Annotated in this window: 25 protein-coding genes and 1 riboswitch; of the genes, 7 read left to right on the forward strand and 18 right to left on the reverse strand. The window is 72.0% G+C overall.

What is annotated here, in order from left to right:
• Window positions 1-40: 40 nt before the first annotated feature.
• The 3 genes from OG937_07495 to OG937_07505 are packed head-to-tail and all read right to left on the reverse strand — an operon-like array spanning window position 41 to window position 3,107.
• Complete coding sequence (locus tag OG937_07495) at window positions 41-859, reverse strand: carbohydrate ABC transporter permease (GenBank protein ID WUD71543.1); 819 nt, start codon at window positions 857-859, stop codon at window positions 41-43.
• Window positions 859-1,788 carry a sugar ABC transporter permease gene (locus OG937_07500; GenBank protein WUD71544.1) on the reverse strand — a complete coding sequence of 310 codons (930 nt, stop codon included), beginning with the start codon at window positions 1,786-1,788 and terminating at the stop codon, window positions 859-861. The genes OG937_07495 and OG937_07500 overlap by 1 nt, the downstream gene beginning before the upstream one ends.
• A gap of 14 nt (window positions 1,789-1,802) precedes the next feature.
• Window positions 1,803-3,107 (reverse strand): extracellular solute-binding protein, encoded by a 1,305-nt coding sequence (locus OG937_07505; GenBank protein WUD71545.1) that lies wholly within the window; start codon window positions 3,105-3,107, stop codon window positions 1,803-1,805.
• Window positions 3,108-3,247: 140 nt separating this feature from the next.
• Here OG937_07505 and OG937_07510 point away from each other — a divergent pair, with 140 nt between their 5' ends.
• Entirely contained in the window at window positions 3,248-4,297 is a 1,050-nt protein-coding gene (locus tag OG937_07510) for a LacI family DNA-binding transcriptional regulator (protein ID WUD71546.1), read from the forward strand.
• Between the two features lie 215 nt (window positions 4,298-4,512).
• On the forward strand, window positions 4,513-4,950 hold the full coding sequence (locus tag OG937_07515) for a hypothetical protein (protein WUD71547.1): 438 nt from the start codon (window positions 4,513-4,515) through the stop codon (window positions 4,948-4,950).
• 60 nt (window positions 4,951-5,010) lie between these two features.
• Here the strand turns inward: OG937_07515 and OG937_07520 are convergent, their stop codons facing one another.
• Window positions 5,011-6,189 (reverse strand): acyl-CoA dehydrogenase family protein, encoded by a 1,179-nt coding sequence (locus OG937_07520; protein WUD71548.1) that lies wholly within the window; start codon window positions 6,187-6,189, stop codon window positions 5,011-5,013.
• A 343-nt stretch (window positions 6,190-6,532) separates the two neighbouring features.
• Between OG937_07520 and OG937_07525 the strand changes: the two genes are divergently transcribed.
• Together OG937_07525 and OG937_07530 are read left to right on the forward strand one after the other, a co-directional pair.
• Complete coding sequence (locus OG937_07525; GenBank protein ID WUD71549.1) at window positions 6,533-6,967, forward strand: hypothetical protein; 435 nt, start codon at window positions 6,533-6,535, stop codon at window positions 6,965-6,967.
• Between the two features lie 183 nt (window positions 6,968-7,150).
• Complete coding sequence (locus OG937_07530) at window positions 7,151-7,684, forward strand: snapalysin family zinc-dependent metalloprotease (protein ID WUD71550.1); 534 nt, start codon at window positions 7,151-7,153, stop codon at window positions 7,682-7,684.
• An 89-nt stretch (window positions 7,685-7,773) separates the two neighbouring features.
• Here the strand turns inward: OG937_07530 and OG937_07535 are convergent, their stop codons facing one another.
• The 5 genes from OG937_07535 to OG937_07555 form a co-directional block, all read right to left on the reverse strand.
• A complete protein-coding gene (locus tag OG937_07535; protein ID WUD71551.1) occupies window positions 7,774-8,148 on the reverse strand; it encodes a hypothetical protein in 375 nt (124 codons plus the stop codon).
• Window positions 8,149-8,264: 116 nt separating this feature from the next.
• On the reverse strand, window positions 8,265-8,657 hold the full coding sequence (locus OG937_07540; protein ID WUD71552.1) for a roadblock/LC7 domain-containing protein: 393 nt from the start codon (window positions 8,655-8,657) through the stop codon (window positions 8,265-8,267).
• An 80-nt stretch (window positions 8,658-8,737) separates the two neighbouring features.
• Window positions 8,738-9,703 (reverse strand): transcriptional regulator, encoded by a 966-nt coding sequence (locus tag OG937_07545; GenBank protein ID WUD71553.1) that lies wholly within the window; start codon window positions 9,701-9,703, stop codon window positions 8,738-8,740.
• Window positions 9,700-10,083: a hypothetical protein gene (locus OG937_07550; protein WUD71554.1), complete on the reverse strand. Its 384-nt coding sequence runs from the start codon at window positions 10,081-10,083 to the stop codon at window positions 9,700-9,702. The genes OG937_07545 and OG937_07550 overlap by 4 nt, the downstream gene beginning before the upstream one ends.
• A 135-nt stretch (window positions 10,084-10,218) precedes the next feature.
• Window positions 10,219-11,562, reverse strand: a complete 1,344-nt coding sequence (locus OG937_07555; GenBank protein ID WUD71555.1) for a PLP-dependent aminotransferase family protein — start codon at window positions 11,560-11,562, stop codon at window positions 10,219-10,221.
• Window positions 11,563-11,693: 131 nt separating this feature from the next.
• Here OG937_07555 and OG937_07560 point away from each other — a divergent pair, with 131 nt between their 5' ends.
• The gene (locus OG937_07560) at window positions 11,694-12,503 is read left to right on the forward strand and encodes an alpha/beta hydrolase (protein ID WUD71556.1); all 810 of its coding nucleotides are present in this window, start codon (window positions 11,694-11,696) and stop codon (window positions 12,501-12,503) included.
• A gap of 31 nt (window positions 12,504-12,534) precedes the next feature.
• Here OG937_07560 and OG937_07565 read toward each other — a convergent pair whose 3' ends face one another.
• From OG937_07565 to OG937_07575, 3 genes are all read right to left on the reverse strand, one after another.
• Window positions 12,535-14,685: an EAL domain-containing protein gene (locus OG937_07565; protein WUD71557.1), complete on the reverse strand. Its 2,151-nt coding sequence runs from the start codon at window positions 14,683-14,685 to the stop codon at window positions 12,535-12,537.
• Window positions 14,686-14,687: 2 nt separating this feature from the next.
• Window positions 14,688-15,503: an SAM-dependent methyltransferase gene (locus OG937_07570; GenBank protein ID WUD71558.1), complete on the reverse strand. Its 816-nt coding sequence runs from the start codon at window positions 15,501-15,503 to the stop codon at window positions 14,688-14,690.
• Window positions 15,504-15,708: 205 nt separating this feature from the next.
• A complete protein-coding gene (locus tag OG937_07575) occupies window positions 15,709-16,860 on the reverse strand; it encodes a transglycosylase family protein (protein ID WUD71559.1) in 1,152 nt (383 codons plus the stop codon).
• 4 nt (window positions 16,861-16,864) lie between these two features.
• A riboswitch (cyclic di-AMP (ydaO/yuaA leader) is annotated at window positions 16,865-17,054 on the reverse strand.
• A 633-nt stretch (window positions 17,055-17,687) separates the two neighbouring features.
• Between OG937_07575 and OG937_07580 the strand changes: the two genes are divergently transcribed.
• Window positions 17,688-18,695: an aldo/keto reductase gene (locus OG937_07580; GenBank protein WUD71560.1), complete on the forward strand. Its 1,008-nt coding sequence runs from the start codon at window positions 17,688-17,690 to the stop codon at window positions 18,693-18,695.
• 66 nt (window positions 18,696-18,761) lie between these two features.
• On the opposite strand, the gene OG937_07585 is transcribed toward OG937_07580, so the two are convergent.
• Window positions 18,762-19,394, reverse strand: a complete 633-nt coding sequence (locus OG937_07585) for a GNAT family N-acetyltransferase (protein ID WUD71561.1) — start codon at window positions 19,392-19,394, stop codon at window positions 18,762-18,764.
• Window positions 19,395-19,487: 93 nt separating this feature from the next.
• Here OG937_07585 and OG937_07590 point away from each other — a divergent pair, with 93 nt between their 5' ends.
• Window positions 19,488-19,985 carry a peptidylprolyl isomerase gene (locus OG937_07590; protein WUD71562.1) on the forward strand — a complete coding sequence of 166 codons (498 nt, stop codon included), beginning with the start codon at window positions 19,488-19,490 and terminating at the stop codon, window positions 19,983-19,985.
• A gap of 61 nt (window positions 19,986-20,046) precedes the next feature.
• Here OG937_07590 and OG937_07595 read toward each other — a convergent pair whose 3' ends face one another.
• The 5 genes from OG937_07595 to pcaC all read right to left on the reverse strand — a co-directional run bounded on the left by OG937_07595 (window position 20,047) and on the right by pcaC (window position 24,576).
• Window positions 20,047-20,496 (reverse strand): phospholipase, encoded by a 450-nt coding sequence (locus OG937_07595; protein WUD71563.1) that lies wholly within the window; start codon window positions 20,494-20,496, stop codon window positions 20,047-20,049.
• A 264-nt stretch (window positions 20,497-20,760) separates the two neighbouring features.
• Window positions 20,761-21,435: a cytochrome b/b6 domain-containing protein gene (locus OG937_07600; protein ID WUD71564.1), complete on the reverse strand. Its 675-nt coding sequence runs from the start codon at window positions 21,433-21,435 to the stop codon at window positions 20,761-20,763.
• On the reverse strand, window positions 21,419-22,129 hold the full coding sequence (locus OG937_07605; GenBank protein WUD71565.1) for a molybdopterin-dependent oxidoreductase: 711 nt from the start codon (window positions 22,127-22,129) through the stop codon (window positions 21,419-21,421). The genes OG937_07600 and OG937_07605 overlap by 17 nt, the downstream gene beginning before the upstream one ends.
• 81 nt (window positions 22,130-22,210) lie before the next feature.
• Window positions 22,211-23,392, reverse strand: coding sequence for a 4-hydroxybenzoate 3-monooxygenase (locus OG937_07610; protein WUD71566.1), 1,182 nt, complete (start codon window positions 23,390-23,392; stop codon window positions 22,211-22,213).
• A gap of 8 nt (window positions 23,393-23,400) precedes the next feature.
• Entirely contained in the window at window positions 23,401-24,576 is a 1,176-nt protein-coding gene (gene pcaC / locus OG937_07615) for a 4-carboxymuconolactone decarboxylase (protein WUD71567.1), read from the reverse strand.
• Window positions 24,577-24,672: the final 96 nt, after the last annotated feature.

Consider the following 24,672-nt stretch of genomic DNA (forward strand, 5'->3'; position numbering starts at 1 on the left):
ATCAGCGCCTCGACGCGGGAGTCGGCGGTCACGTTGTCGTTCACTTTCCTCCGACGCCCATGAGCCCCTGCACGAGGGCACGGCGGGCGAACAGGTAGACGAGCAGGACGGGGATCGTGGACAGCACCACGGCGGCCAGCAGGCCGGGGATGTTGATGCCGTACTGGGTCCGGAAGTTGTAGAGGCCCAGCGTGATCACCTTGGTCTCCTCGGACTGGGTGAGCACGAGGGGGAAGAGGAAGCCGTTCCACGCCTGCAGGGCGGAGAAGACGACGATCGTCGACAGTCCGCTACCGGACAGCGGCAGGACGAGCTGGAAGAAGGTCCGCCGGACGGAGGCGCCGTCCATGGCCATCGCCTCGAACAGGTCGGAGGTGATGTCGCGCATCGTGCCGGTCAGGATCAGCGTGCACACCGGCAGGCAGAACGCCGCCGTCGGCAGGATGATGCCGATGAGGTTGTCGTAGAGCCCGGCCTTGCTGATGACGTAGAACATCGGGACGATCACGGCCTGCGCGGGGATGGCCAGGCCCAGCAGGAAGAGCCGGAACACCCCGGAGGTGCCCCGGCCCCGGTTGCGGACGATGGTGAACGCCAGCGGCGGCACGAGCAGCAGCACGATGGCCACCACGCTGACCGTGACGACGACCGTGTTGAGGAAGTACTGCCCGAAGCCGTTGCTGAAGTCCTGGACGTAGTTGTCCAGCGTGAAGGAGCGGGGGAAGGCCAGCGGGCCGTTGGCGCTGTACTCGGCGCGCGTCTGCACGGTGGCGCCGAGCATGACGTACAGCGGCAGGCCCACCAGCGCGAGCCACAGCAGGGCGCCCAGGCCCGCCAGGTAGTTGGGGCGGCGCCTCATCAGAGCCCCTCCTTGGTGCCGGCCATCTTGTCGTAGCCGGAGACGCGGACGACGATCAGTGAGATCACGGTGGCGACGACGACGAGCATCAGCGCGACCGCGGCGCCCGCGCCGAAGTCGAACCCCTTGAAGGCCTTGTCGTACATGTAGTAGGCGCTGATGGTGGTGTCGGTGCCGGGGCCGCCCTGGGTGAGGATCAGCACCGTGTCGAAGGTGGTGAGACCGCCGACGATCATCAGGATCATCGAGGTGATGATCGAGTTGCGCAGCTGCGGCAGCGTGATGTGGAAGAACTGCCGTACGGTGCCGGCGCCGTCGATCTGCGCGGCCTGGTAGAGCACCTGCGGGATCGCCCGGGTCGCGCCCTGGTAGATCAGGGCGTGGAACGGGGTGAACTGCCAGGTGCTGACGAACACCAGCACGCCGATCGCGGCGGTCTGCGTGCCGAAGAGGTTGCCGTCGCCGAACAGCCAGCGTGCCTGCGAGGGCACACCGAAGTTCGGGTCGAGCAGCGCGCGCCACAGCACCGACACGGCGGTCGCGGACAGCAGCAGCGGCACGAAGAAGACCGCCGACAGCACGGCGCGGTTGCGCTGGGGACCGGCCGCCCAGACGCCGAGCAGGATGCTCAGCGGGGTCTGGACGACGACGCCCAGCACGGTGAGCAGCACGCTCAGCCAGAGGCTCTTGATCATGACGGGGTCCTGGAAGACCCGGACCCAGGTGTCGAAGCCCGCGTACTCGGGCGAGCCCAGTCCGCTCCAGGTGGTGAAGGAGAGGACCGCGACCAGCACCAGCGGTACGACGGCGAACAGGGCGAAGAAGATCGTGGCGGGGAGCGCCCAGGCGAGGCCCGGCCGGCCGATGGTACGGCCGGCCGGGCGCTGCGTCTGCCGCTTGCCCGTCACGGAGGCAGTGAGGGAGACCATGCGGGACGTCGCTCTCAGGAGGTGGGCAGGGCCTGCATGGCCTTGATGAAGCCGTCCGCGTCGACCTGGCCGTTGAAGAACTGCTGCACGGCCTGGTGGATCGGCGTGATGCCCGACGGCGGGTAGGCCTGGTCCCACGACAGCTGGAACGAGGGCGCCTTCTGGACCAGGTCGAACTGGTACTTCAGGTAGTCCGGGTTGTCGGCCGAGTCGAGGAACTTGGTGGTGTTCGTGGTGGTCGGCAGGTTGCCGATGGCCAGCTGCTGCTTCACGAAGTCGTCGGAGTACATCAGCTTGAGGAAGTCCGCGACGGCTTCCGGGTGCTCGGTCTTCTTCAGCACCGAGTAGAAGTTGTTGGTGTTGCCGACGACGTTCGCGGCGTCACCCTTGCCGCCGGTGACGGTCGGGAAGTTGGTGTAGCCGAGGTCGTTCTTGGCGAAGTCCGGGCTGGCGTCCTGCTGCGTGGAGTACTCCCAGGAGCCCATGAGCTCGAAGCCGGCCTTGCCGCTGGCGAGGAGCTGGGGCGAGCCGCCGTCGGTGAACTTCACCGAGTCGAAGTTGGTGCCGAAGGCGCCGGCGTCGATGAGCTCCTTGAGCATGCCCAGCGCCTTCTTGCTGTCCTCGCTCTCCCAGGCGCTCTTGTCGCCGCCGAGCGCCTTGGTGAACAGCTCCGGGCCGGCGACGCGGTCGTAGAGGTACTCGAACCACATCAGCGTCGGCCACTGGTCGCCGCCGCCGAGCGCGATCGGGGTGACGCCCTTGGCCTTGAGCTTCTTGACCGCGTCGATGAGCTCGTCCCAGGTCTGCGGGGGCTGCACGCCGGCGTCCGCGAGGACCTTCTTGTTGTTGAACATCAGCACCGGCTGGGTGCCGCGCATCGGCACGCCGTAGGACTTGCCGTCGACGACCGCGGTGTTGAAGACCGAGGACAGGAAGTTGTCCTTCAGGCCCGGGTCCTTCTTGATGAAGTCGTCGAGCGGGAGCAGCAGACCGGCCTTCACGAACGGCTGGATGCTGCCGCCACCCCAGTTGAAGAAGACGTCGGGGGCCTGCTTGGTGTTGATGACGGTCTGCAGCTTCTGCTGGTAGTCCGCACCGGGGACCGTGTCGAGGACGGCCTTGACCTTCGAGGTCTTGTTGAACTCGGCGACGATCGCCTTCTCCACCTTGTTCGCGGAGTCGCCGTACACGAGGACGTGAATCGTCCCGGAATCGCCTCCCGCGGAGGCGCCATCACCGCCGCAGGCGGTCAGGGTCAGGCCCAGTGCCAGTGTCGCGCCGCCGGCGACGGCACGGGGGAACCACGCACGCTTCTTCATGATCGACCTCTCGAAAGTTTCGGCCGCTTTGCCGAAATTCGCCTGACGACGGACCGTAGGCTCCCCCTTCGCCGGGGTCAACAGCGTGGAATTGACGCGACCAAACCGTTACCGAACGGCGGTGCTCTATCCTGTGCCGCATGCGTGATGATGAGACCGAGGGCCGGATCACCCTGGCCGACGTGGCTTCGAAAGCGGGCGTGTCACTTTCGACAGTTTCGAAGGTGCTCAACGGACGTCCCGATGTGGCCGCGCCGACCCGGAGCAAGGTCGAGCGCCTGCTGGAGGCGAACGGCTACCAGCGCCCCTCCCCCACCCAGCCCGAGTCGCGGCTGATCGAGATCGTCTTCCACGAGCTCGAGAGCGTCTGGGCGATGGAGCTCATCCGGGGCGTGGAGAACGTCGCCAAGAGCCGCAACATGAGCGTGGTGCTCACCGAGAGCGGCACCCGCCACGCCCCCGGACCCGAGTGGATCGAGGGCGTGCTGCGCCGCCGGCCGCTCGGCGTGGTCCTGGTCTTCTCCTCGCTGCCCGACGACATCAAGCGCAAGCTGCGTTCACGGGCCATCAACTTCGTGATCATCGACCCGGCCGGCGATCCCGAACCCGACGTCCCGTCCGTGGGCTCGGCGAACTGGGCCGGCGGCGTCGCGGCCACCCGGCACCTCATCGACCTCGGCCACCGCCGCATCGGCATCATCACCGGGCCCGACGACATGCTGTGCTCCCTGGCCCGCCTCGACGGCTTCCGCTCGGCCATGGGCATGGCGGGGCTCACCGTCGACAACGACCTGATCCGCTACGGGGACTTCCACGTCCAGGGCGGGCACGACGGGGCCATCGCCCTGCTGGAGCGGCCCGACCCGCCGACCGCCATCTTCGCCGGCAGCGACCTGCAGGCGCTCGGCGTCCTGGAGGCGGCCCGGGTCAAGGGCCTGCAGGTGCCGCGCGACCTGTCCGTGGTGGGCTACGACGACATCCCGCTCGCCCAGTGGGCGAGCCCGTCGCTCACCACCGTCAACCAGCCGCTGGTCGAGATGGCCGAGGAGGCCGCCCGGATGCTGCTCCGGCTGTCCCAGCCCGACGAGGTCGGCGACAAGAGCAACACCCGTATGGAGCTGGGCGTCAGACTGGTCGTCAGGAAGAGCACGGCACCGCCGCACGACGCCGGGGCGACGCGCGGGGACTGACCACAGGAAGGGCGCGGAGCGGGCGCACGGCATCGCCGGCGGGGGCGCGGGACACCCTCGCGGAGGGCTGTGTGACGAAGGCCACACCCGATGTCAACGCCTTTCGGAGTGGCGGTGATTACCGCGGGCGGGTGGCGGGAAATGCTCGCTATGGCCGAGGCCGAGAGCCCGGTCTGCCCCGCTGGTGGGCGTTCTTCTGAGGGGGAGATGCACCCATGCGCACCCATGCACGACACAGCCGCGGCGAACGCACGCTGGTGGCGCTCGAGGAGGAGCACGAACGTCGCGAGCCGTTCGAGCTGCTGACGGCGGACGACGCCGAAGACGCCTTCGACGACGAAGGCTTTGAGATCTTCCGGGTGCACTGCCCCGACTGTGCCCGCCCGATCGCGCTCTTCACCGACGAGGACGTCCTGCCCCAGCACGCGCTGTGCGCCTCGCCGTGGAACCCCTTCGGGCTGACGGTCTGCCCCGGCTCGGGGCGTGCCACCGCCGAGGCCTCGCCGGCCCCCGGCGACGCCCGGGACGACGACACGGAGTGGGGCGCGCTGCTGACGCTCCCCGCCGGGCTGGACTGGCGCACGCAGCCGTTCTCCCACGTGGGCGGACCCGGTTCGCGGCCGATCCGCGTGCCGTTCCAGCGCGCGGCCTGACCCGCGCCCCCGTACGCACGGTGCCGCGCCGCCCCCGCCGGGCGGCGCGGCACGACCGTCTCAGCGCTCCTTGCTCTCCGGCCCCGCGAGGCTGCGGGCGATCACCATGCGCTGGATCTGGTTGGTGCCCTCGACGATCTGCAGCACCTTGGCCTCGCGCATGTACCGCTCGACGGGGAAGTCGGCGGTGTAGCCGTAGCCCCCGAGCAGCTGCACCGCGTCCGTGGTCACCTGCATCGCGGCGTCCGTGCAGAACAGCTTGGCCATGGCCGCCTGCCGGGTGAACGGCCGGCCCGCGTCCCGCAGCCGGGCCGCCGCGAGGTACAGCGCCCGGCCGGCCTCGATCTTGGTGGCCATGTCGGCGATCATGAAGCGCAACCCCTGGAAGTCCACGACGGGACGGCCGAACTGCTGCCGGGTCATCCCGTACGCGAGCGCCTCGTCGAGCGCGGCCTGGGCGACGCCGATGGCGCAGGCGGCGATGCCGAGGCGGCCGGAGTCGAGCGCGGCCAGCGCGATGGTGAAGCCCTGGCCCTCGTCGCCGACGCGGCGGCTGTCGGGGACGGTCACGCCGTCGAAGTGGACCTGGGCCGTGGGCGACCCCTTCATGCCCATCTTCTTCTCCGGGACCGCCGCGGTCAGGCCCTCCGCGTCGCCGGGCACCAGGTACGCGGTGATGCCGCGCGGGCCCTCGGCGCCGCTGCGGGCGAGCACCGTGTAGAAGTCCGCGACACCGCCGTGGGTGATCCACGCCTTGGTGCCTTCGATCCGCCACGCGTCGCCCTCACGGGTGGCACGGGTCCGCAGAGACGCGGCGTCGGAGCCGGAGGCGGGCTCGGAAAGGCTGTAGGCACCAAGCAGGGAGCCGCCGAGCATGGCCGGCAGGTGCTCGGTGCGCTGCTCCTTGCTGCCGAACTGGGCGACCGCGTGGCAGGCCAGGGTGTGCACGCTCACCCCGAGACCGACGGTCAGGCGCGCCGCCGCCAGTTCCTCCAGGACCTGCAGGTAGACCTCGTACGGCTGGCCACCGCCGCCGTACTCCTCCGGGTAGGGCAGTCCGAGCAGCCCCGCCTCGCCGATGAGGCGGAAGACCTCGCGCGGGAAGACGCCCCCGTCCTCCTCCTCGGCCGCCCTGGGCTTGATCTCCCGCTGGGCCAGCTCGCGTACGAGCGCGAGCAGGTCGCGGGCCTCCTCGGTGGGAAGCTGTCGGTCCACCGGCTGAAGGCCGTCGTGGGACATGGCGGCACTCTCCTCCCTGTCGGGCGCTGCGGCGGCGTCCGCACAGGGTGTGGCGGCGCTACCGGGTTGTCGACCGTAGACCGATGGTCTCCTGCCGGGTCACGGCATGGTCCGACCTGCGGCTTCGGCGCGTTGGAGTATGCCCGATCGGAGGTGTCGGAGTCACGGGGTGCCAGGCCCTCCGGAGCGTGCGGCGGCGGATTTTTTCATACCGCGCGCCCGTGGGCGGGCTTTTCGCAAGGCTGTACGGGTCATGGGGCCGTTCGGGTTAGCGTCGTCCCGCGCGCGGTGCGCGTGCGGGGCGTGTGCCGCCCGCGCCAGGAGTCGAGGAAAGGTGATGCCGGTGTCCGTGTTCCGTTCGTGGGGCCCGAAGGTGGCCGCGGTGGCGGTCGTCGCGTTGGCGGTGGCGGGCTGCGGCGGCCAGGACACGGATGCGGCGGGCGGTCCGGTCGCCCTGGAGCGGATCGGCGAGGCCGTCGGGTGCACCCCGCAGCTGCAGACCGACGTGGAGGAGCTGCGCCAGGGGGCGTGCACGACGGCACGCGGTGCCTATGTGATGCTCACCTTCGCCAGCGAGGCCGGCCAGAAGTCGTGGCTGGAGGAGGCGGAGCCGTACGGCGGCTCCTACCTGATCGGGGAGCGCTGGGTGGTGGAGGCGGATCCCGAGGCGCTGGCGCCGGTGCGCGAGAAGCTGGGCGGCAGGGTCGAGGAGGGGGCGCACCACGGCGGGCACTCCGCCGCGTCGCCCTCGGCACCCGCGTCCGCCACGAGCCGGTAGCGGGCCGCGGGGGCCCCGTCCCGTCGCCCTCCGCGAGGACCACCGCCGGTCGGATCGCACCGTCAAGTCCCGAACATCAGCGACGTGACGTGCACCGACGGCCAAGGCCTACCGGAGGCGTGTGCGCGACCGCCGACCGGCGGGACGGGCACGCACCCGCCCCCAGGACGAAGGAGCCTCGCCATGCCCCGTATCCCCCACCTCCGGCGCCGCTCGGTGCTGATGGCCGTGGCGGCCGCGGGCGCGGTCGGCGCGCTCGTGTCGCCGGGTGCCTACGCGGCGGCGCCCGCACCGGTGACCGTCACCTACGACGCCCGGGCGGCGGGCGAGTTCACCGGCGCGGTCGCCGGCGCCGTCGCCGCGTGGGCCGAGGCGGTGGACAACGTGACCTTCGTGCCGGTGGCGCCCGGCCGGGTCGCGGACGTCACCATCGTCGCCTTCGACGGCTGGTCCTACGCGGAACAGGAGGAACCCGGCCGCGGCACCGTCCACATCGGCCGCCGGGCGGTGGACGAGGGCTACGACCCGACGCAGATCGCGACGCAGGAGCTGGGCCACATCCTCGGTCTCGACGACAAGAAGCCCGGGTCCTGCTCCAGCCTGATGTCGGGGAGCACGGCCGGCACCTCGTGCCGCAGCCTCCAGCCGGACGAGGCCGAACGGAGCCCCGTGGAGCGCATGTTCGCCGCACGCCCGCCGGTCGCCGAGGCCGCGTGACCCCGGTCCCGGCAGGGCGGGGCCCGGCACACGGCGGCTTGCGCCTCATGTGCCGGGCCGCCCTCGGCCGCGGGCTCGTGGGGGGCGGGTCAGACCTCCAGGTCGGCTTCGATGCGCCTGAGCTGGTGGCGGGCCATCGCCAGGTTCGCCCGATCCTTGTCCAGCGCGACGTAGAGGAACAGCCCCTTGCCCGAGCGGCCGGTCAGCAGCCGGATCATGTGGATCTGGGTGTTGAGCGTGATCAGGATGTCCTCGATGTGCTCCTTGAGGTTGAGCATCTCCATGGTGCGCATCTTGGCGCGGACCACGTCGGTGTTGCCCGCGGCCGCGACGGTCAGGTCGAGGTCCTTGGAGCCCCCGAGGGTGCCCAGGGCCATGCCGCTGCCGTAGTCCACGAGAGCGACGCCCAGGACGCCCTCGATCGACGTCATTACATCCTTCAGCGCGGTCTCGGTGTTGGCCATTGCGGTCTCACTTCCTTGTCGTTGAGTTCTCTGACGTGACGAATGCCTGGGTCCGGTAACGGCGCGGCCGCGTGCGGTGCCCGACGGCTTGTCGGCTGATGAGCTGGGTCCTACGGTCATTTCCGCTCCTGACGTTGGAGCGCGAGGTCGACGAGATCCTCGATCCGTCGACTGGATCGGCGTGCCTCCAGGTGCAGGCGGCCCACGTTGGAGCCGGGTCCCGCCACCAGGGCGAGGGCCATGGCCCCGCCGGCGGCGTAGGCGGCGATGTACCCGCGGTCGCCCCTGACGAGCAGTTCCCGGAAGCCGCCGCATTCGGTGGCCTCCGTGATGCGGGCCGCCACGCCCAGTGCCGCGGCGGTCAGCGCGGCGACCCCCTCCGGTTCCGGCCCGCTCAGGTCGTGCGCGACGACCAGGCCGTCGACGCTGGCGACGAGCCCGCCCGTCAGGTGCGGCACCCTCGCCCGCAGGCTCCGGAGTTCGGCCAGTACATCGGCTTCGAGTGCCACCAGCTGTCTCCTTCCGGCGAGCTGCCGCAGAGCCTTCCTCCACGGTCGTTCGGCGGGCGCCGGGCGGGTCGGCAGGGCGCTCACAGGCGGGCCTCCAGGGCGGCACGAAGTCGTAGCAACAGGGCGACTGAGGGATCGGAGGACGACAGGACCGCCGGCTGCGGTCCGCCGTGGGCGAAGGGCGCAGGCGCCACCGGTGGCAGCGGCGCGGGCGGCACCGACGCGGGCGGCACGGGCGCTGAGCGCGCCGGAGCCGCGGGTGCCTGGGCGCGGACCGGCATGCTGATCCGGCCGGTCGCGGCCAGCCGACGGACGTCCAGCAGGGTCGCGAAGGCGGAACGTCCCAGGTGCCAGGCGATCTGGACCGGCGTACGGGATCCGTCCGCCGCCGCCAGCACCGCCAATTGGGCGGGCGTGGGGGCCCTGGCCCGGCCGCCCCGCACCTCGCCCTCGGAGCGGGGGACGACGGGGCCGGCGTCGGTGTCGTCCCACGGCCAGGCCCGCTCCAGTTGCGCGCGGCGCCGCTGCGCCTCCCTGGCCACGCGCTGGGCGGGGACCGGCCGGGAGATGGGACCCAGCCGGGAGGTGGCACCCGGCTGGAACCGGTCGGGTTCCGAGTCGGGCAGCAGGGTGAAGTAGGCGGCGTCGAAGAGCGCCAGCAGGTGGCACAGCTCGAGCTCCCCGCGGGCCACCCGCCCGGTGTCGACGAGGTGCCCGCCGACGCCACGCTCGGCGCTCGCGGTGGTGACCGCCTCGCGCCACTGGTCCGGGGAGAGCAGCCCGCAGGCCATGAGCCGTACCCCGAGGTCGGGGGCGCAGGGGCTCTCGGCGTGGACGATCGCCCCCTCGCGCAGGTAGACCGCCCCCGCCGATCCGTACAGCGCCCCGCTGGCCCTCGCCTCCGCGAGCCGGGCCAGCGCGGCGGTGAAGGCGTACGCGCCCACCACCCCGGCGCGGACCTGGGCCGGCGCGCCACCGCGCGCCGGAATGCGCCGGGGCAGACCGCGCACGGCCAGTGCCGGCCGCCCCGCCTCCGTGCCCGTCATACGAGCACCAGCCGCTCGGCGATGGACTGCAGCCCGAGCCGGGCGACGGCCAGGTTGGCCATCGACCGGTCCAGCCACAGGTAGAGGATGACGTCGCTGTCGAAGGAGGTGTCGAGGAAGCGGATGAGGTGGTAACTCCCCGGGGCGGTGATGATGATGTCCTCGACCGGCACCCTTCCGGACTCCTTCGCGGTGAAGGTACCGCCCTCCACGACCGCCCGCGCCGCCTCGGTGGTGTCCGCGGCGGCCGCCTCGTGACCGTGTCCCGGCTCCTGCCCGACCGCCCCGAGGAGCAGGCCGCTGCTCCAGTCGACCACGCTCGCCCCGAGCACACCGGGAATCGCCAGCGCCTCGGAAAGGCACTCGTCTATGCCGGGCACGCGCACCCCTTCGCCGCCACTTCTGGTATACGGAACAGCACGGAACGTTACTCATCCCGTACGCGAAAAAGGTGAGTTGGGGCATTTTCCGGAGGCATGTGCGGGCGACTCGCTAGGATTCGCCGCCCCTTGTGATCAGTCGGCGCAATTGTCCTCTGGACCGCCCCTGGCGATCCGCGCGAGGACGCCCAGCGCGTCGCCCAGGACCTGCGGGGACGGCGAGGCGAGGCCGATCCGTACGGCGTGCGGCGCGCTGCCGCGGCCCGCGGCGAAGGCGGCCGCGGGGGTGACGGCGATGCCCTGCCGGGCGGCGGCCGCGACGAAGGTGTCGGCGCGCCAGGGCCCGGGCAGCCGCCACCAGCAGAAGCAGGCACGCGGATCCGCCGTGACCGAGAACCCGGCGAGGCGCTCGGCGGCGATGCGGGCCCGCGCGGCCGCGTCACGCCGCTTGGCCGCCACCACCGCGTCCACGGCGCCGTCGGCGATCCACCGGCAGGCGGCGGCCAGCGCGAAACCGGAGGCCGCCGTGGCCGCCGAGCGCAAGGCCGCGGAAACCGGGGCGGATAGCTCCCGCGGAGTGAGCACGACGCCGGCGGTGAGCCCGGGGGCGAGCCGCTTGGAGAGGCTGTCGACCAGGACCACGCGGTCGGGGGCGTACGCCGCGAGCGGCGGCGGGGCGTCCGCGGCGAGGAATCCCCAGACGGCGTCCTCGACGGCGTGCAGGCCCAGCCGGCCGAGGGTGTCGGCGAGTTCGGCCCGGCGGCCCTCCGGCATGGTGACGCCGAGCGGATTGTGCAGGGTGGGCTGGGTGTAGAGCGCGTGCAGCGGGGCGGCCCGGTGGAGTTCCGCGAGGGCGTCGGGACGCAACCCGTGCTCGTCGCAGGCGACGGGGACGAGCGCGATCCCGAGCCGCGTGGCGAGCGCCTTGACCACGGGGTAGGTGAGCGCCTCCACGGCGAGCCGGCCGCCGGGCGGGACGAGCGCGGCCAGGGCGGCGGCGATGGCCTGGCGTCCGTTGCCCGCGAAGAGCAGCCGCCCGGGGTCGGGGCGTGGGCCGGTACGGGCGAGCAGTTCGGCGAAGGCGTCGCGCGCGGCCGGGGTGCCCGCGGCGGTCAGCGGGCGCAGCGCGGCACCGAGGACGTCGGGGCGCTGCAGCGCGGCGAGCGCAGGGGCGAGCAGCTGCGACTGGCCCTCGGCGACGGGGTGGCTCAGCTCCAGGTCGATCCGCTGGGGTGCCGGCTCGGCGAGGGCGGGTCCCGTGGCGGGCGGTGCGGCACGCACGAAGGTGCCGCGTCCCACCTCGCCCACGACCAGGCCGCGGCGGGCGAGTTCGGCGTAGACGCGGATCGCCGTGGAGTTGGCGATGCCGTGCGCCCGCGCGAAGGTCCGCTGCGGTACGAGCCGGTCGCCGGGGCGCAGCCGTCCGGCGGCGATGTCGGCCGCCACGGCGTCGGCGACCGTGCGGTAGTCGTCCCTCACTGTTCCCCCTTTGAAGCGATTCCCCTATTGCACCGAGAGCAAAGATGCTATTGCACCGAGCGGGGCGGGGAACCTAGCATCGCGGTCAACTCCCCTGCGGGACGGCGAACATGCGAGACGAGGCGATCCCCTTGGCGACGGCATCGGTCAACGGCGTCACACTGGCGTACGACGACGAGGGGGACGGGCCCGGCACCCCCCTGGTGCTGGTGCACGGCCATCCCTTCGACCGCTCGATGTGGGCCCCGCAGGTCCCCGCGGCGGCGGCCGGCCGCCGGGTGGTCGTGCCGGACCTGCGCGGCTACGGCGCGAGCGAGGTGGTCCCGGGGGTCACCCCGCTGGAGACCTTCGCGCGCGACATCGCCGCCCTGATGGACCACCTGGGCGTACCGGAGGCCGTCGTCGGCGGGCTGTCGATGGGCGGTCAGATCGTCATGGAGTTCCAGCGGCTGTTCCCCGGCCGGGTGGCCGGGCTCGTGCTCGCCGACACCTTCCCCGGCGCCGAGACGGCGGAGGGGCGGCGGGCCCGGGACGCGATGGCCGAGCGGCTGCCGGCCGAGGGGATGGCCGGCTACGCCAGCGAGGTGCTCGACCGGATGATCACGCCCCGCAACGTGACCGCGCTCCCCGAAGTGGCCGCGCACGTGCTGCGGATGATGCGCGGCACCTCCCCGGAGGGCGCCGCGGCGGCCCTGCGCGGCCGGGCCCGGCGGCCCGACTACGGGGCCGTGCTGACCGCGGTCCGGGTGCCCACGCTGATCGTGGTCGGCCGGGACGACGTGTACACCCCCGTCGCCGAGGCCGAGGCCATGCACGCGGCTGTCCGCGGCTCGCGGCTCGTGGTCGTCGAGGACGCCGGGCACCTGCCGAACCTGGAGCGGCCCGAGGAGTTCAACGACGCTCTGCGGCGGTTCCTCGACGTCCTCGACGTGCGTCCCTGAGCCGGTGGACGCCGTGCCCCCGCCCCTGTGCTCAGGGCGTGGTGTCGACCAGCGAGAGCGAGTGGAGGCGGTCGGGCGGGCCGGGCCTCGCGTAGTACCAGCCCTGCGCGGTGTCGCAGCCCAGCGCGCGCAGGTGCTCGGCCTGGGTGCCGGTCTCGACGCCCTCCACCGTCACCGACAGCCCGAGGGTGTGCGCCAGGTCGACGACGATCTCCACGATCTTCACGTCCACCGGGTCGGCCTGCTGCTGCTGCATCCCGCGCGTGAAGGAGCGGTCGAGCTTGAGCGTGGTGATGGGCAGCCGGCGCAGGGAGGCGAGGTTGGAGTAGCCGGTGCCGAAGTCGTCGAGGGCGATGGCCATGCCGAGTTCGGCGAACTCCCGCAACGGGCGCAGCAGTTCCTCGTCGGCGCCGATGAAGGCGCTCTCGGTGACCTCCAGGCACAGCGCGGTCGGCTCCAGCCCGGCGTCCTTGATCACCGCGAGGGTCTCCGGGACGAGGCCGGGGTGGCCGAGCTGGGCCGGGGAGAGGTTGACGTTGATCCGCAGCGGGTGGCCGTCGCTGCGCGGGAACTGCCAGTCCCGGGCCTGCCAGGCGGCCTGCTGCAGCACCCAGTGGCCGAGCGGCACGATCAGCCCGGTGCTCTCGGCGAGCGGGATGAACTGGTCGGGACCGAGGATCCCGTGCACCGGATGGCACCAGCGCACCAGTGCCTCGGCGCCGCGGACGCTGCCGTCGCCGAGCCGTACCAGCGGCTGGTACTCGATGAAGAACTCGCCGCGCTCCAGGGCCGTCGGCAGCCGGTTGGTCAGCCCGTGCCGGGTGATGGCGCGCGCGTCGGAGTCGGGGTCGGCCAGCTCGAAGCGGTTCCCGCCCGCGGCCTTGGCCCGGTACATCGTGATGTCGGCGCTGCGCAGCACCTCGGCGGGGCCCAGGGAGCCGGCCTGGCCCTCGACGATGCCGATGCTGCACCGTACGGACAGCTCGCGGCCGTCCACCCGGATCGGGTCGGCCAGCGCGGCCAGGATCAGGTCGGCGAGGCCGGTGATGTCCGCGCGGCTGGCGGGGTTGACGACCAGTGCGGCGAACTCGTCGCCGCCGATGCGGGCCACGAGCTGGTCGGGCGAGCTGACGCAGGCCTGGAGGCGTTCGGCGACGGCGACCAGGAGCCGGTCGCCGATGGCGTGGCCGAGGCTGTCGTTGACGTCCTTGAAGCCGTCCAGGTCGAGGTAGCAGACGCCGACGCCCACGCCCTCGGGGCCGTTCAGCGTCTGCTCCAGGCGCTCGAAGAAGAGGTTGCGGTTGGCCAGGCCGGTGAGCGCGTCGTGGGTCGCCTCGTGCCGGAGCCGCTCGCTGAGCAGGCGCTCCTCGGTGATGTCCTCCATCAGCGCGAGCATGTACTGCGGGGTCCCGCCGGCGTCGCGCAGCAGGGAGACCGTCAGGTTGGTCCACAGCGCGGTGCCGTCGGGCCGGTAGTAGGCCTTCTCGATGCGGTAGTGGTCGCGCTCGCCCCGGTTGAGCTGGCGCTGCATCTCCCAGACCTCGGGGGCGTCGTCGGGGTGCGCCCAGTCGTAGACGTTCCTGCTGCGGATGTGGCGTTCCAGGCCGCCGAACATGGTGGTGAGGGCGGCGTTGACGTCCAGGATGCGGCCGTCCATGTCGGCGATGCCGATGCCTATGGACGCGTCCTGGAAGACCGCCCGGAAACGGACCTCGCTCTCGTGCAGGGCCTGCTCGGTGGCGGCCCGGGCGGCCAGCGCCGCCTTGGAGAGGGCCTCCTGCTCGGTCCGCGTGCGTTCCTGCAGGGCGCGGGCGTACCCGGCGGCCACCCAGTGCTGGAGGCGGTTGCAGCGGGTGCGGCCGTCCTCGGGGAACAGGGCGGGGCCGGGCGGGCAGTACAGCAGCAGGTAGGCGTCGACGACGTCGAGGATGCGGGGCAGCGCCTCGGGGTCGGTGCAGTGCGCGGCCACGAGCGCGGCGCCGACCTCCGCGGCCGGGCGGGGGTCGAAGGGCTGCGCGCGCAGCGTGGCGTCCAGACGCGCGGCGAGCGGGAGCAGGTACTCCTCGAACTCGCCGCGTGTCATGGAGGTGGCGGTGGCCGGGTAGATCGCCCGGCTCCAGATGATCGCGAAGCGCCGCAGGCTGTCGGCGGGCTCCGGCTCCGGGCCGGGCTCCCTGCTCACGGTCACGCCTTGCGGCCGACGCCCGCGTACCCGCTGAAGACGACCGGGTCGAGCTCGTCGTCGTCCGCGCCGTCGGGGCGCCACAACGGCGCGGAGACCAGGCCGGGTTCGACGAGGTCGAAGCCGTCGAAGAAGCGCTCGACCTCGGCCCGTGACCGCATGATCAGCGGCGAGCTCGCGCTGCGGTAGACGTTTTCGACCCGCTCCCCCTCCTCGGGTCTGCGCGGGCCTCCCTCGACCGAGGCGTGGGTGACGACCAGCAGGCTGCCGGGGGCGATGGCGTCGCGCAGTTCGGCCACGGCCTTGGCCGGCTCGTCGGCGTCCTCGAGGAAGTGCAGGACCGCGACAAGCAGCAGCGCGACCGGGCGCTCCAGGTCGATGAGCCCGCGCACCTGCGCGCTGTCCAGGATGTCACGGGGCGAGCGCAGGTCGGCGGCGACGATGGCGGCGTTCTCGTGGCCCTCCAGCACGGCACGGCTGTGGGCGACGGCGACCGGGTCGTGGTCGACGTAGACGACGTGTGCGCCGGGACTGGCGGCCTGGGCGACCTCGTGGACGTTGCCGAAGGTGGGGATGCCGGAGCCGATGTCGAGGAACTGGGTGATGCCCTGGTCGACGGAGTAACGCACGGCCCTGCGCATGAACGCCCGGTTGGCCTGCATGATCTTCGGCAGCCCCGGAAAGGCCTCGATGGCCCGCCGTCCCGCCTCCCGGTCGACCTCGAAGTTGTGCGAGCCGCCCAGGTAGTAGTCGTAGATGCGGGACACGCTCGGCACGGAAAGATCGATCCCCTGGGGGGCCCAGGCAGGACGCTCCATCAACGGCTCCAGCTCGTCGGCGATCAGGATGCGTGGTCGTGGACACGACCATGTGCGAGAGAGGCTACTGATCGACCGTTCGAGAGGACACAAGAAATGGAAATATTCGATCCGTTTTCGGTCACAGACCAAAGGCATGTGCCCTGTTCCCCACAAGCGGGGAACAGGGCACAGCCTACTGCCGGATGACGGTGGATCAGTTCGATCAGACGTTGACGCCGTGGGCGCGCAGGTACGCCAGCGGGTCCATGTCGGAGCCGAAGTCGGGAGTGGAGCGCACCTCGAAGTGCAGGTGCGGACCGGTCACGTTGCCGGTGGCGCCCGACAGGCCCAGCTGCTGACCGGCGGAGACCGTCTGACCGGCCGAGACCGACAGCGAGGACAGGTGGGCGTACTGCGAGTACCGGCCGTCGGCGTGCTTGACGACGACCTGGTTGCCGTACGAACCGCCCCAGCCCGCGGAGACCACGGTGCCGCCGGCGATCGACTTCACCTTGGTGCCGGTCGAGGCGATGAAGTCGACACCGGTGTGGTAGCCCTTGGACCACATGGCACCGGCCTGGTGGTAGGCGGTGCCCAGGGTGACGTGGTCGAGCGGGGCGGTGTAGCCGGAGGTGCTGGCGGCCTTGGCGGCGGCCGGCTTGGCGGCCGGGGCGGCCTTCGCGGCCTTGGGCGCGCTCTTGGCGGCGGCCTTCTCGCCCAGGGACAGGACCTGGCCCGGGTAGATCAGGTTCGGGTCGCCGCCGATGACCGACTCGTTGTTCGCGTACAGCTTCTGCCAGCCGCCCTCGACCGACTGGGCGTTGGCGATCTTGGAGAGGGTGTCGCCGCCGGCGACCTTGTAGGAGCCGCCGGTGCTCTTCGGCTTGGCGGTGGCGGCCTTCGGCGCCTCGGCCTTCTTGGCGGGGGCGGCGGGCTTGGCGGCCGGCTTCGCGGCGGTGCCGGAGACGCTCTCCGGGGTGGCCGACGGGTTGGCCATGGCCTTCGTCAGACCGGCCTTGGGACCGCACACGGGCCAGGCCTGCGGACCCTGGGTCGCGAGGACCTTCTCCGCGACGGCGATCTGCTCCGCCTTGGTCGCGAGGTCGGCGCGCGGGGCGTACTTCGTGCCGCCGAAGCCGGCCCAGGTGCTCTGGGTGAACTGCAGGCCGCCGTAGAAGCCGTTACCGGTGTTGATGGACCAGTTGTTGGTGCTCTCGCAGGCCGCGACCTTGTCCCAGACGCTCACGGGAGCGGCGTGGGCACCGGTGGCGCCGACGATCGGGAGCGCCACGGCTGCGCCGGTGGTGCCGGCCAGCGCGCTGATACGGGTGATGCGGGTGTTCCGCGGACGACGGTGCTTTCCCTTACCGGGCATGCCGAATTCCTCTCCGACGCCTGCGAGGTAAGCTGTCGGGTTCGGGCTGGAGATGCCCGGCCGCAATGGGGCATGCCAAATAAAGGCATGTCGCTGCGACTTCACCCCTAGCCGTCCCGAGACCAACGGGAACGGCAAACTACCTGGGTCCCCCGCTCCTGCCGTGCGGTCTTGTCATCCGGCGTCCGGGCAGCGGCAGGACTAGGCGTTCTACCCGGAAGAATCTCGCAGGAATTTGTCCTGCGAGATCTGGAAGCTAAACGACGGAATCGTCCCGGAGCAAGGACCGGAATCACGCCCCCCGGCGGACCGCAAGTCGATCATTCGCTTCTGTGACTTTACGTGAGAAGTGTCCGCTCTGTGTAGGCGGAAAACTGGCCCACGGTAATTGCGCGACATCACCCGGTGAAATCCGGTGGGAAAATTCGACGCTGCGTCGCCCGCGGCCTCCGCTGCGTGTTCGGCGCGTGACACCCATCACGCATCGATTCCCTACGCATGCACTGTGGACGCATATGTCCGGTTAGGCGGCTTAATGCCGGATAAGGCAGGACGTGTTCCGGTCCAACCCGCCCCGGACCGCGCCGTCCTGAGGTCCCCCCGGAGGAACGCCCCCCGGATCCAACCGCCGAGGAGGGTCCGCGATTCCCGGACGGGCCGCTCCGGGGCGGTCCGTTGTGTGGCGTGCGCCACAACCACCCCTCCGGTGGGGCGGGAAGGGGACGTGCACGACGGCCGCCGTCCGGAAAACGGACGTGACAGCGCCGATTGGGCGACGGTAGCCTCCCAATCCCGCACATTTTCTTACATCGCCCGGGAGCCCTCGCGTGCCCTACCTCGCCGCCGACGACCGCTACGCCTCGATGGAATACCGCAGGACCGGGCGCAGCGGGGTGCTGCTGCCCGTCGTGTCCCTGGGCCTGTGGCACAACTTCGGCGACACCTCGCCGCTGGAGAACCAGCGCGCGGTGCTGCGCCGCGCCGTCGACCGTGGCGTGGTCCACATCGACCTGGCCAACAACTACGGCCCGCCCGCCGGCTCGGCCGAGGCCAACTTCGGCACCCTCTTCGCCCAGGACTTCCGCCCGTACCGCGACGAGCTCTTCATCGCGACCAAGGCCGGGTACGACATGTGGCCGGGACCGTACGGCGAGTGGGGCAGCCGCAAGTACCTGCTCTCGTCGCTGGACCAGTCGCTGGGCCGCATGGGCCTGGACCACGTGGACGTCTTCTACTCGCACCGCTTCGACCCGGACACGCCCCTGGAGGAGACCATGGGCGCCCTGGACTCCGCGGTCCGCCAGGGCAAGGCCCTGTACGCCGGCATCTCCAACTACCCCGCCGAGGCGCACCGCCGGGCGACGGAGATCCTGCGCGAGCTGGGCACCCCGCTGCTGATCCACCAGGCCGCCTACAGCATCCTCCAGCGCGACCCGGAGGCCGGCGTCCTCGACGCCGTCGGCGACACCGGCACCGCGCTCATCGCGTACTCGCCGCTCGCCCAGGGCCAGCTCACCGACCGCTACCTCGAGGGCGTGCCGGCCGATTCGCGGATGGCGCTCGGCCACTTCCTCAAGCGCGACGCCCTGACCGAGCGGAAGCTCACCTTCCTGCACGCCCTCAACAAGCTCGCCGGCGAGCGCGGCCAGACCCTGGCGCAGCTGGCCCTGAGCTGGGTGCTGCGCGACCCGCGGGTCGTCTCCGTCCTCATCGGCGCGAGCAGCGTCGCCCAGCTCGACCAGAACCTCGCCGCCCTGGACGCGGGCCCGCTCACCGCGGAAGAGCTCGCCGAGATCGACCGCCTCTCGGCGGAGGCGGGCGTCCGCGTCCCGTAACGACCGCCCCACGCACAGGACCGGGCCGGCCCCGCGGGGGCCGGCCCGGTCGCGTCGGCGCCCGGCTCAGGCGAGACGGGCTTCCAGCGCGCCGCGGACGCCCGGCCACTCGCCGGCGAGGATGGAGTAGTACGCGCTGTCGCGGACGGTGCCGTCCACGGCGAGGGTGTGGGCGCGGCGGATGCCCTCGAAGCGGCCGCCGATGCGCTCGATCGCCGCACGGGAGCGCGCGTTGCGCGCGTCCGTCTTCAGGGTGACGCGCAACACGTCCCACACGTCGAACGCGTGGGTGAGCAGCAGCAGCTTCGCCTCGGTGTTGCAGGGGGTGCGCTGGGCGGAGGCGGCGAGCCAGGTGCTGCCGATCTCGGCGACGGTGGGCACCGCGCCGCTGCGGGGCACCGAGCGGCCGGCGGGCCAGGCCGGGGTGGCCGTCCAGTGGTCGAGATCGAGGAACCGCGTGGAGCCGATGAGGGCGTCCCTCTGGACGTCCCGCACGGCGAAGGGGAGCGCGGCCCCGGTCGCCTGGTCCTGGAGGGCCTCCTCGACGTAGCGCGCCATCGCCTCGCGGTCGGCCGGCACCTTTGTGTAGGCGTACGTGTCGCGGGATTCGTCGGCGGCGCGCAGCAGCCCGTCCGCGTGGGCGTCGCTCAGCGGCTCCAGGCGGACGTGCTTGCCTTCCAAGGTCACGGGTTCGGGCATGCCCCGGATGCTGGTGTCCGGCCGGGTCACCCGTCAAGCGCGTTTCCGCGGGGCGCGTCGGAGGCCGGGCGTCATGGATGCGAAAATGGGCGCATGAACAGCAACGACGTGTTCTTCGACATCACGATCGACGGCGAGCCCGCCGGACGGATCGTGTTCACCCTGTTCGACGACGTGGTCCCCAAGACCGCGCGGAACTTCCGTGAGCTCGCCACCGGCGAGCACGGCTTCGGTTTCGAGGGTTCGCACTTCCACCGCGTGATCCCCGACTTCATGCTCCAGGGAGGCGACTTCACCGCCGGCAACGGCACCGGTGGCAAGAGCATCTACGGTGAGAAGTTCGCCGACGAGAACTTCCAGCTCAAGCACACCAAGCCCGGCCAGCTCTCCATGGCCAACGCGGGCCCGAACACCAACGGCTCGCAGTTCTTCATCACCACGATCGTCACCGACTGGCTCGACGGCAAGCACGTGGTCTTCGGCGAGGTCGTCGACGGCATGGACATCGTCAAGAAGATCGAGTCGCTCGGCTCGCGCACCGGCGCGACCAGCGCCCGCATCGAGATCGCCAAGTCCGGTACGGTCGCCTGACCCGGCTCCGCGAAGCGGCCCGGCACCGGAACGACCGGTGCCGGGCCGCTCGGCGTACGGGTCAGCCGAAGGCCTTGACCGCCTGGTAGTAGGTCCAGGCGGTGCTGTTGCAGGCGGTCGCGGTGGCGCCGCCGTAGCCGGCGCAGATGCGCTTGAGGTCCTCGTAGAAGGCACTGTCGAGGCGGCTCTTGTTGGCGGAGAAGGAGCCCATCGCCTTGTAGTTGCGGTAGCCGAAGTCGTGCCGGGCGCAGGAGTTCTGGAACGGGAAGCCGAAGGGGTTGTCCGGGGAGCTGCTGCAGTAGTCGGTGGACCAGTCGAAGCCGTAGGCCGCCCAGGCCCCCTGGTTGCCGCGGGCGGACCACCAGGCGTTGTAGCTCGAGGCGCTGGTCTGGGTCCAACCGGCGAGCACCTGGGCCTTGTCGGCGGGGGCGGCCTGGGCGGGGACGGTGAAGACGACGGTGGCGACGGCGGCGACCGCGGTGGCGGCGAAGCCGGTCGTGATTCGGCGCATGGGGACTCCAGTCACTGACGGGCGCGGTGTGACGCGCGGGCATGGCGGTGCAACCGGATGCGGAACCGAACAGGTGGTACTGGCGTGCGAAGCCAGAATGGGGCCCCAGGGGTCTATGCGAGTAGATGCCGGACGGCAAAACTTGCATGAACATGACGACATGCCGCCGACGGTGGACGTCGACGGCACGTCAAGAGGCTGACACCGTTGTCTGGTTCACTGACCCGCTGAGCCCGCGGGCCGCCCGTCCGCCCCTACGGGACGTCAGGCGGCGGGCGTGCGCGGCCGGTCCCCGTGCTCCCCGGACCCGCCGTGCTCCCGGGGCTCCCCGGACTCCGTACGCTCCCACCGCGGATGGTGACGGCGCGCCCATTGCGGCGTGACGAACCCGGTGCGCATCCCCAGCCGCGCCTGCGGGTCGTTGGCCGCCATCCACAGGTGTCCCGCGACCACCACGGCCACCGCCAGGGCCAGCCAGTCGTGGACGAAGGTCGCGCCGGTACGCCACACCAAGCCGCTCAGGTGCGGGAACATCATCAGCAGCCCGGTGCCGAGCATGACGAGCACCGCGCCCGCGGCGAAGGACGCGTACAGCTTCTGCCCGGCGTTGAACTTCCCCGCCACACGCAGGTCGTGGGGCACGCGGCGCAGCGCGTCCCGCAGCCAGTCCCGGTCGTACGGGGCGAACCGGTTGAGCAGCCGCAGGTCGCGCCGGAAGGCGCGGGAGGCGAGGCCCGCGAGGGCGGGCAGCGGCAGGGCGATGCCGGACCATTCGTGCACGGTGACCACCAGCCGCCTGCGGCCGACGAGTTCGGCGAGCGGGGGCAGGTAGAGGGCCGCCGCCGTGAAGAGGCAGACCAGCATCAGGGCGGCCGTGCTGCGGTGCACCCAGCGCTCGCCGCGGGTGAAGCGGCGCACGGTCTCAGGACGTGGGGTCATCGTGGCGTCCGTTCGAGCGGCCGACCCAGGCGTCGACGTCGTAGCCGTAGTGCTCCCAGTAGCCGGGCCGCACGTCCTGGGTGACCTCGATGCCCGAGAGCCACTTGGCGGACTTGTAGAAGTACATCGGCGCCACGTAGAGCCGCACGGGGCCGCCGTGGGCCGTGGTCACCGGCTTGTCCTGCATCCGCAGGGCGACCAGGACGTCGTCCCTGCGGGCCTGTTCGAGGGTGAGGCTCTCGCTGTAGACCCCGTCGAAGCAGGTGAAGCGCACGGCACCGGCACCGTCCTGCACGCCCGCAAGGTCGAGGAGGTGGGACAGCCGCACCCCCTCGAAGGGCGTGCCCGGCACGCGCCACCCGGTCACGCACTGCACGTCGCGCACCATCCTGGTCTGCGGCATCGCCCGCAGGTCGGCCAGGGTGTGGGTGGCCTTCCGGTCGACGAGGCCGGAGACGGTGAGGCGGTAGTCGGTCGCGTCCCGGTGGGGAACGGAGTCCGCCACGTTGTAGATGCGGAAGCCGCCGCCCCCGGGGAGCAGTCCGCTGAGCCCGGTGGGGTCCTTCCCCGCCACCTGGGAGAGCGCCGAGTCCAGGCCGTCCTGCACGCGGCTGCCGAACGTCACCCCCAGGGCGCCCAGCCCGAGCATCCCGAGTACCACGCGCCGGCCGACCGGCGTGCCGTTGCCTTCCATACGTCTCACCGTAAGCCCGCGCGATGTGGTTGCGGCCGCCGGGGCGCCACATGAGGCAAGGCCCACGAGGTCCGGCTCCGGCTAGCCGATCTCCAGGCCCGCGTAGTTCTCGGCGAGTTCGGCCGCCGCGTGCGGGGAGGCGGCGATCCGGTCGAGCTGGGAGATCTGCAGCCGGGTGTCGAAGTCGCTCTGCGCCGGGTCGGTGTGCAGGGTCGTGGTCATGAACCAGGAGAAGTGCTCGGCACGCCACACCCGCCGCAGGCAGGTGTCGGAGTAGGCGTCGAGCAGGGCGGTGGAACCGGTCTCCGCCAGGTCGGCGAGGGCACGGGCCAGGACGATGACGTCGGCGGCGGCCAGGTTGAGGCCCTTGGCGCCGGTCGGCGGCACGATGTGCGCGGCGTCGCCGGCGAGCAGCACGCGGCCCCAGCGCATCGGCTCGGTCACGAAGCTGCGCATCGGCAGCACGGCCTTGGAGGTGATGGGGCCGCGCTCCAGCTTCCAGTCCCCGTCGACGGCGAAGCGGGCGTCCAGTTCGTCCCAGATCCGCTCGTCGGACCAGTCGGCGGGATCGGTGCCGCCCGGCACCTGCAGGTAGAGCCGGCTGACCTGGGGGGAGCGCATGCTGTGCAGCGCGAAGCCGCGGGGCGAGTGGGCGTAGATCAACTCCTCGCAGGACGGCGCGACGTCGGCGAGGATCCCCAGCCACGAGAAGGGGTACACCCGCTCGTATGTCCGCCGGGCGTGCTCCGGGACCGCCGCGCGCGTCACGCCGTGGAAGCCGTCGCAGCCGACGACGTAGTCGCAGGTGAGGGTCTTCTCCCGGCCCTCGTGGCGGTAGCGGACCACCGGGTGGTCCGTGTCCGCCCCCTCGACCGCGTGCACATGGGCGCCGAACAGCAGCGGCGCCCCGTCCTGGAGCTGGAGGGCGATCAGGTCCTTGACGACCTCGGTCTGGGCGTAGACCCACACGCGCCGGCCACCGGTGAGGGCCGGGAAGTCCAGGCGGTGGGAGCGGCGGTCCCAGCGCAGCTCGATGCCGTCGTGGACCAGGCCCTCGCGGTCCAGGCGCGCGCCCGCGCCCGACGAGCGGAGCACGTCGACCGTGCCCTGTTCCAGGATCCCGGCGCGCTGGCGCTGCTCGACGTAGTCGCGGTCGCGGCTCTCCAGGACGACGCAGTCGATGCCGGAGCGATGGAGCAGACGGGCCAGCAGGAGGCCCGCGGGGCCGGCGCCGACGATGCCGACGGTGGTGTGTTGCTGCATGTGTTCTCCTACTCCTCTTCTTCCTCGAGGATGCGGTTCGCCACGGCGAACGCGGCGTTGGCCGCGGGAACGCCGCAGTAGACGGCGGACTGGAGCAGGACCTCCTGGATCTCCTCCCAGGTCAGGCCGTTGTGCCGCGCGGCGCGCACGTGCATCGCCAGCTCGTCGAGGTGGCCGTGGGCCACCAGCGCGGTGAGGGTGATGCAGCTGCGGGTCCTGCGGCTCAGGCCCGGCCGGGTCCAGATCTCGCCCCATGCGTAGCGGGTGATGAAGTCCTGGAAGGGGGCGGTGAAGGCGGTGGTGCGGGCGATCGCCCGGTCGACGTGCGCGTCACCGAGCACGGCACGGCGGACGGCCATGCCCTCGGTGTGGCGGGCGCCGTCGTCGGCGGCCGGCTCGGTGGCGAAGTGCTGCAGGAGCGCCGCGAGGACGGGGGCCGGACGCTCGACGCCGGCCAGGTGGGCGGCGTGCGCCACCTCGGTGAGGCTCGCGCCCGGGATGCCGTCGGCGAGGACACGGGCGTCCGCGACCGGGGTCGCCGGGTCGCCGCGGCCCGCGACGACGAGGGTGGGCGCGGTGATCCGGGGCAGGTCGGCGCGTACGTCGTAGGCGGCGAGGGCGTCGCAGAGGGTCGCGTACGCCTCCGGGTCGGCGGCGCGCAGGTCGTCCAGGAGGGCGCCGACGGCGGGGTCACCGGCGAACTCCGGGGTGAACCAGCGGGTGGCCGCGGTGTCGGCGACGGGTCCCGTGCCCTTCGCCCTGACCAGGGCAGCGCGTTCCCGCCAGCCGTCCGGGTCGCCGAAGTCGGCGGAGGAGCACACGATCGCGAGCGCGGCGACCCGTTCGGGGTGGTGGATCGCGAGCCAGGTCCCCACGGCCCCGCCGAGGGAGACGCCGGCGTAGGCGAAGCGGTCGGCGCCGAGCGCGTCGGCGAGGGCGAGCACCGAGCGGGCCAGGTCCTCGACCGCGCCGTCCTCCGGGAGCAGCGAGGCGGGGCTGCCGCCGTGCCCGGGCAGGTCCCAGCGGATGACGCGGTGGCCGCGGGCGAGGGCGGGGACCTGCGGGTCCCACACGGCGAGCGAGGTGCCCAGGCTCGGCCCGAGGATCAGCGGCGGCAGGCCGGGGGCGCCGTCCACCCGGTGGTGCGGCGGTCGGGGCTCCACGGCCTCGTACGGCGTGCTCATGCGGGCTCCTCGCGGATGGTGCTGACGGGTGCGTACGGCGGTGTCACGGCGCCCTTCACGGCCCGGCGGCCGGGCGGGCGCCCGCCCGGGTCCGAA

The sequence above is a fragment of the Streptomyces sp. NBC_00510 genome (assembly GCA_036013505.1).
Classification (GTDB): Bacteria; Actinomycetota; Actinomycetes; order Streptomycetales; family Streptomycetaceae; genus Actinacidiphila.

What these genes read in the sequence shown, in the direction of transcription:
- OG937_07510 (WUD71546.1), top strand. Translation starts at nt 3,248, where the DNA reads ATGCGTGATGATGAGACCGAGGGCCGGATCACCCTGGCCGACGTGGCT.
- OG937_07605 (WUD71565.1), bottom strand. Translation starts at nt 22,129, where the DNA reads ATGGAAGGCAACGGCACGCCGGTCGGCCGGCGCGTGGTACTCGGGATG.
- OG937_07505 (WUD71545.1), bottom strand. Translation starts at nt 3,107, where the DNA reads ATGAAGAAGCGTGCGTGGTTCCCCCGTGCCGTCGCCGGCGGCGCGACA.
- OG937_07530 (WUD71550.1), top strand. Translation starts at nt 7,151, where the DNA reads ATGCCCCGTATCCCCCACCTCCGGCGCCGCTCGGTGCTGATGGCCGTG.
- OG937_07575 (WUD71559.1), bottom strand. Translation starts at nt 16,860, where the DNA reads ATGCCCGGTAAGGGAAAGCACCGTCGTCCGCGGAACACCCGCATCACC.
- OG937_07600 (WUD71564.1), bottom strand. Translation starts at nt 21,435, where the DNA reads ATGACCCCACGTCCTGAGACCGTGCGCCGCTTCACCCGCGGCGAGCGC.
- pcaC (WUD71567.1), bottom strand. Translation starts at nt 24,576, where the DNA reads ATGAGCACGCCGTACGAGGCCGTGGAGCCCCGACCGCCGCACCACCGG.
- OG937_07610 (WUD71566.1), bottom strand. Translation starts at nt 23,392, where the DNA reads ATGCAGCAACACACCACCGTCGGCATCGTCGGCGCCGGCCCCGCGGGC.
- OG937_07520 (WUD71548.1), bottom strand. Translation starts at nt 6,189, where the DNA reads ATGTCCCACGACGGCCTTCAGCCGGTGGACCGACAGCTTCCCACCGAG.
- OG937_07495 (WUD71543.1), bottom strand. Translation starts at nt 859, where the DNA reads ATGAGGCGCCGCCCCAACTACCTGGCGGGCCTGGGCGCCCTGCTGTGG.
- OG937_07535 (WUD71551.1), bottom strand. Translation starts at nt 8,148, where the DNA reads ATGGCCAACACCGAGACCGCGCTGAAGGATGTAATGACGTCGATCGAG.
- OG937_07595 (WUD71563.1), bottom strand. Translation starts at nt 20,496, where the DNA reads ATGCGCCGAATCACGACCGGCTTCGCCGCCACCGCGGTCGCCGCCGTC.
- OG937_07590 (WUD71562.1), top strand. Translation starts at nt 19,488, where the DNA reads ATGAACAGCAACGACGTGTTCTTCGACATCACGATCGACGGCGAGCCC.
- OG937_07500 (WUD71544.1), bottom strand. Translation starts at nt 1,788, where the DNA reads ATGGTCTCCCTCACTGCCTCCGTGACGGGCAAGCGGCAGACGCAGCGC.
- OG937_07585 (WUD71561.1), bottom strand. Translation starts at nt 19,394, where the DNA reads ATGCCCGAACCCGTGACCTTGGAAGGCAAGCACGTCCGCCTGGAGCCG.
- OG937_07570 (WUD71558.1), bottom strand. Translation starts at nt 15,503, where the DNA reads ATGGAGCGTCCTGCCTGGGCCCCCCAGGGGATCGATCTTTCCGTGCCG.
- OG937_07515 (WUD71547.1), top strand. Translation starts at nt 4,513, where the DNA reads ATGCGCACCCATGCACGACACAGCCGCGGCGAACGCACGCTGGTGGCG.
- OG937_07545 (WUD71553.1), bottom strand. Translation starts at nt 9,703, where the DNA reads ATGACGGGCACGGAGGCGGGGCGGCCGGCACTGGCCGTGCGCGGTCTG.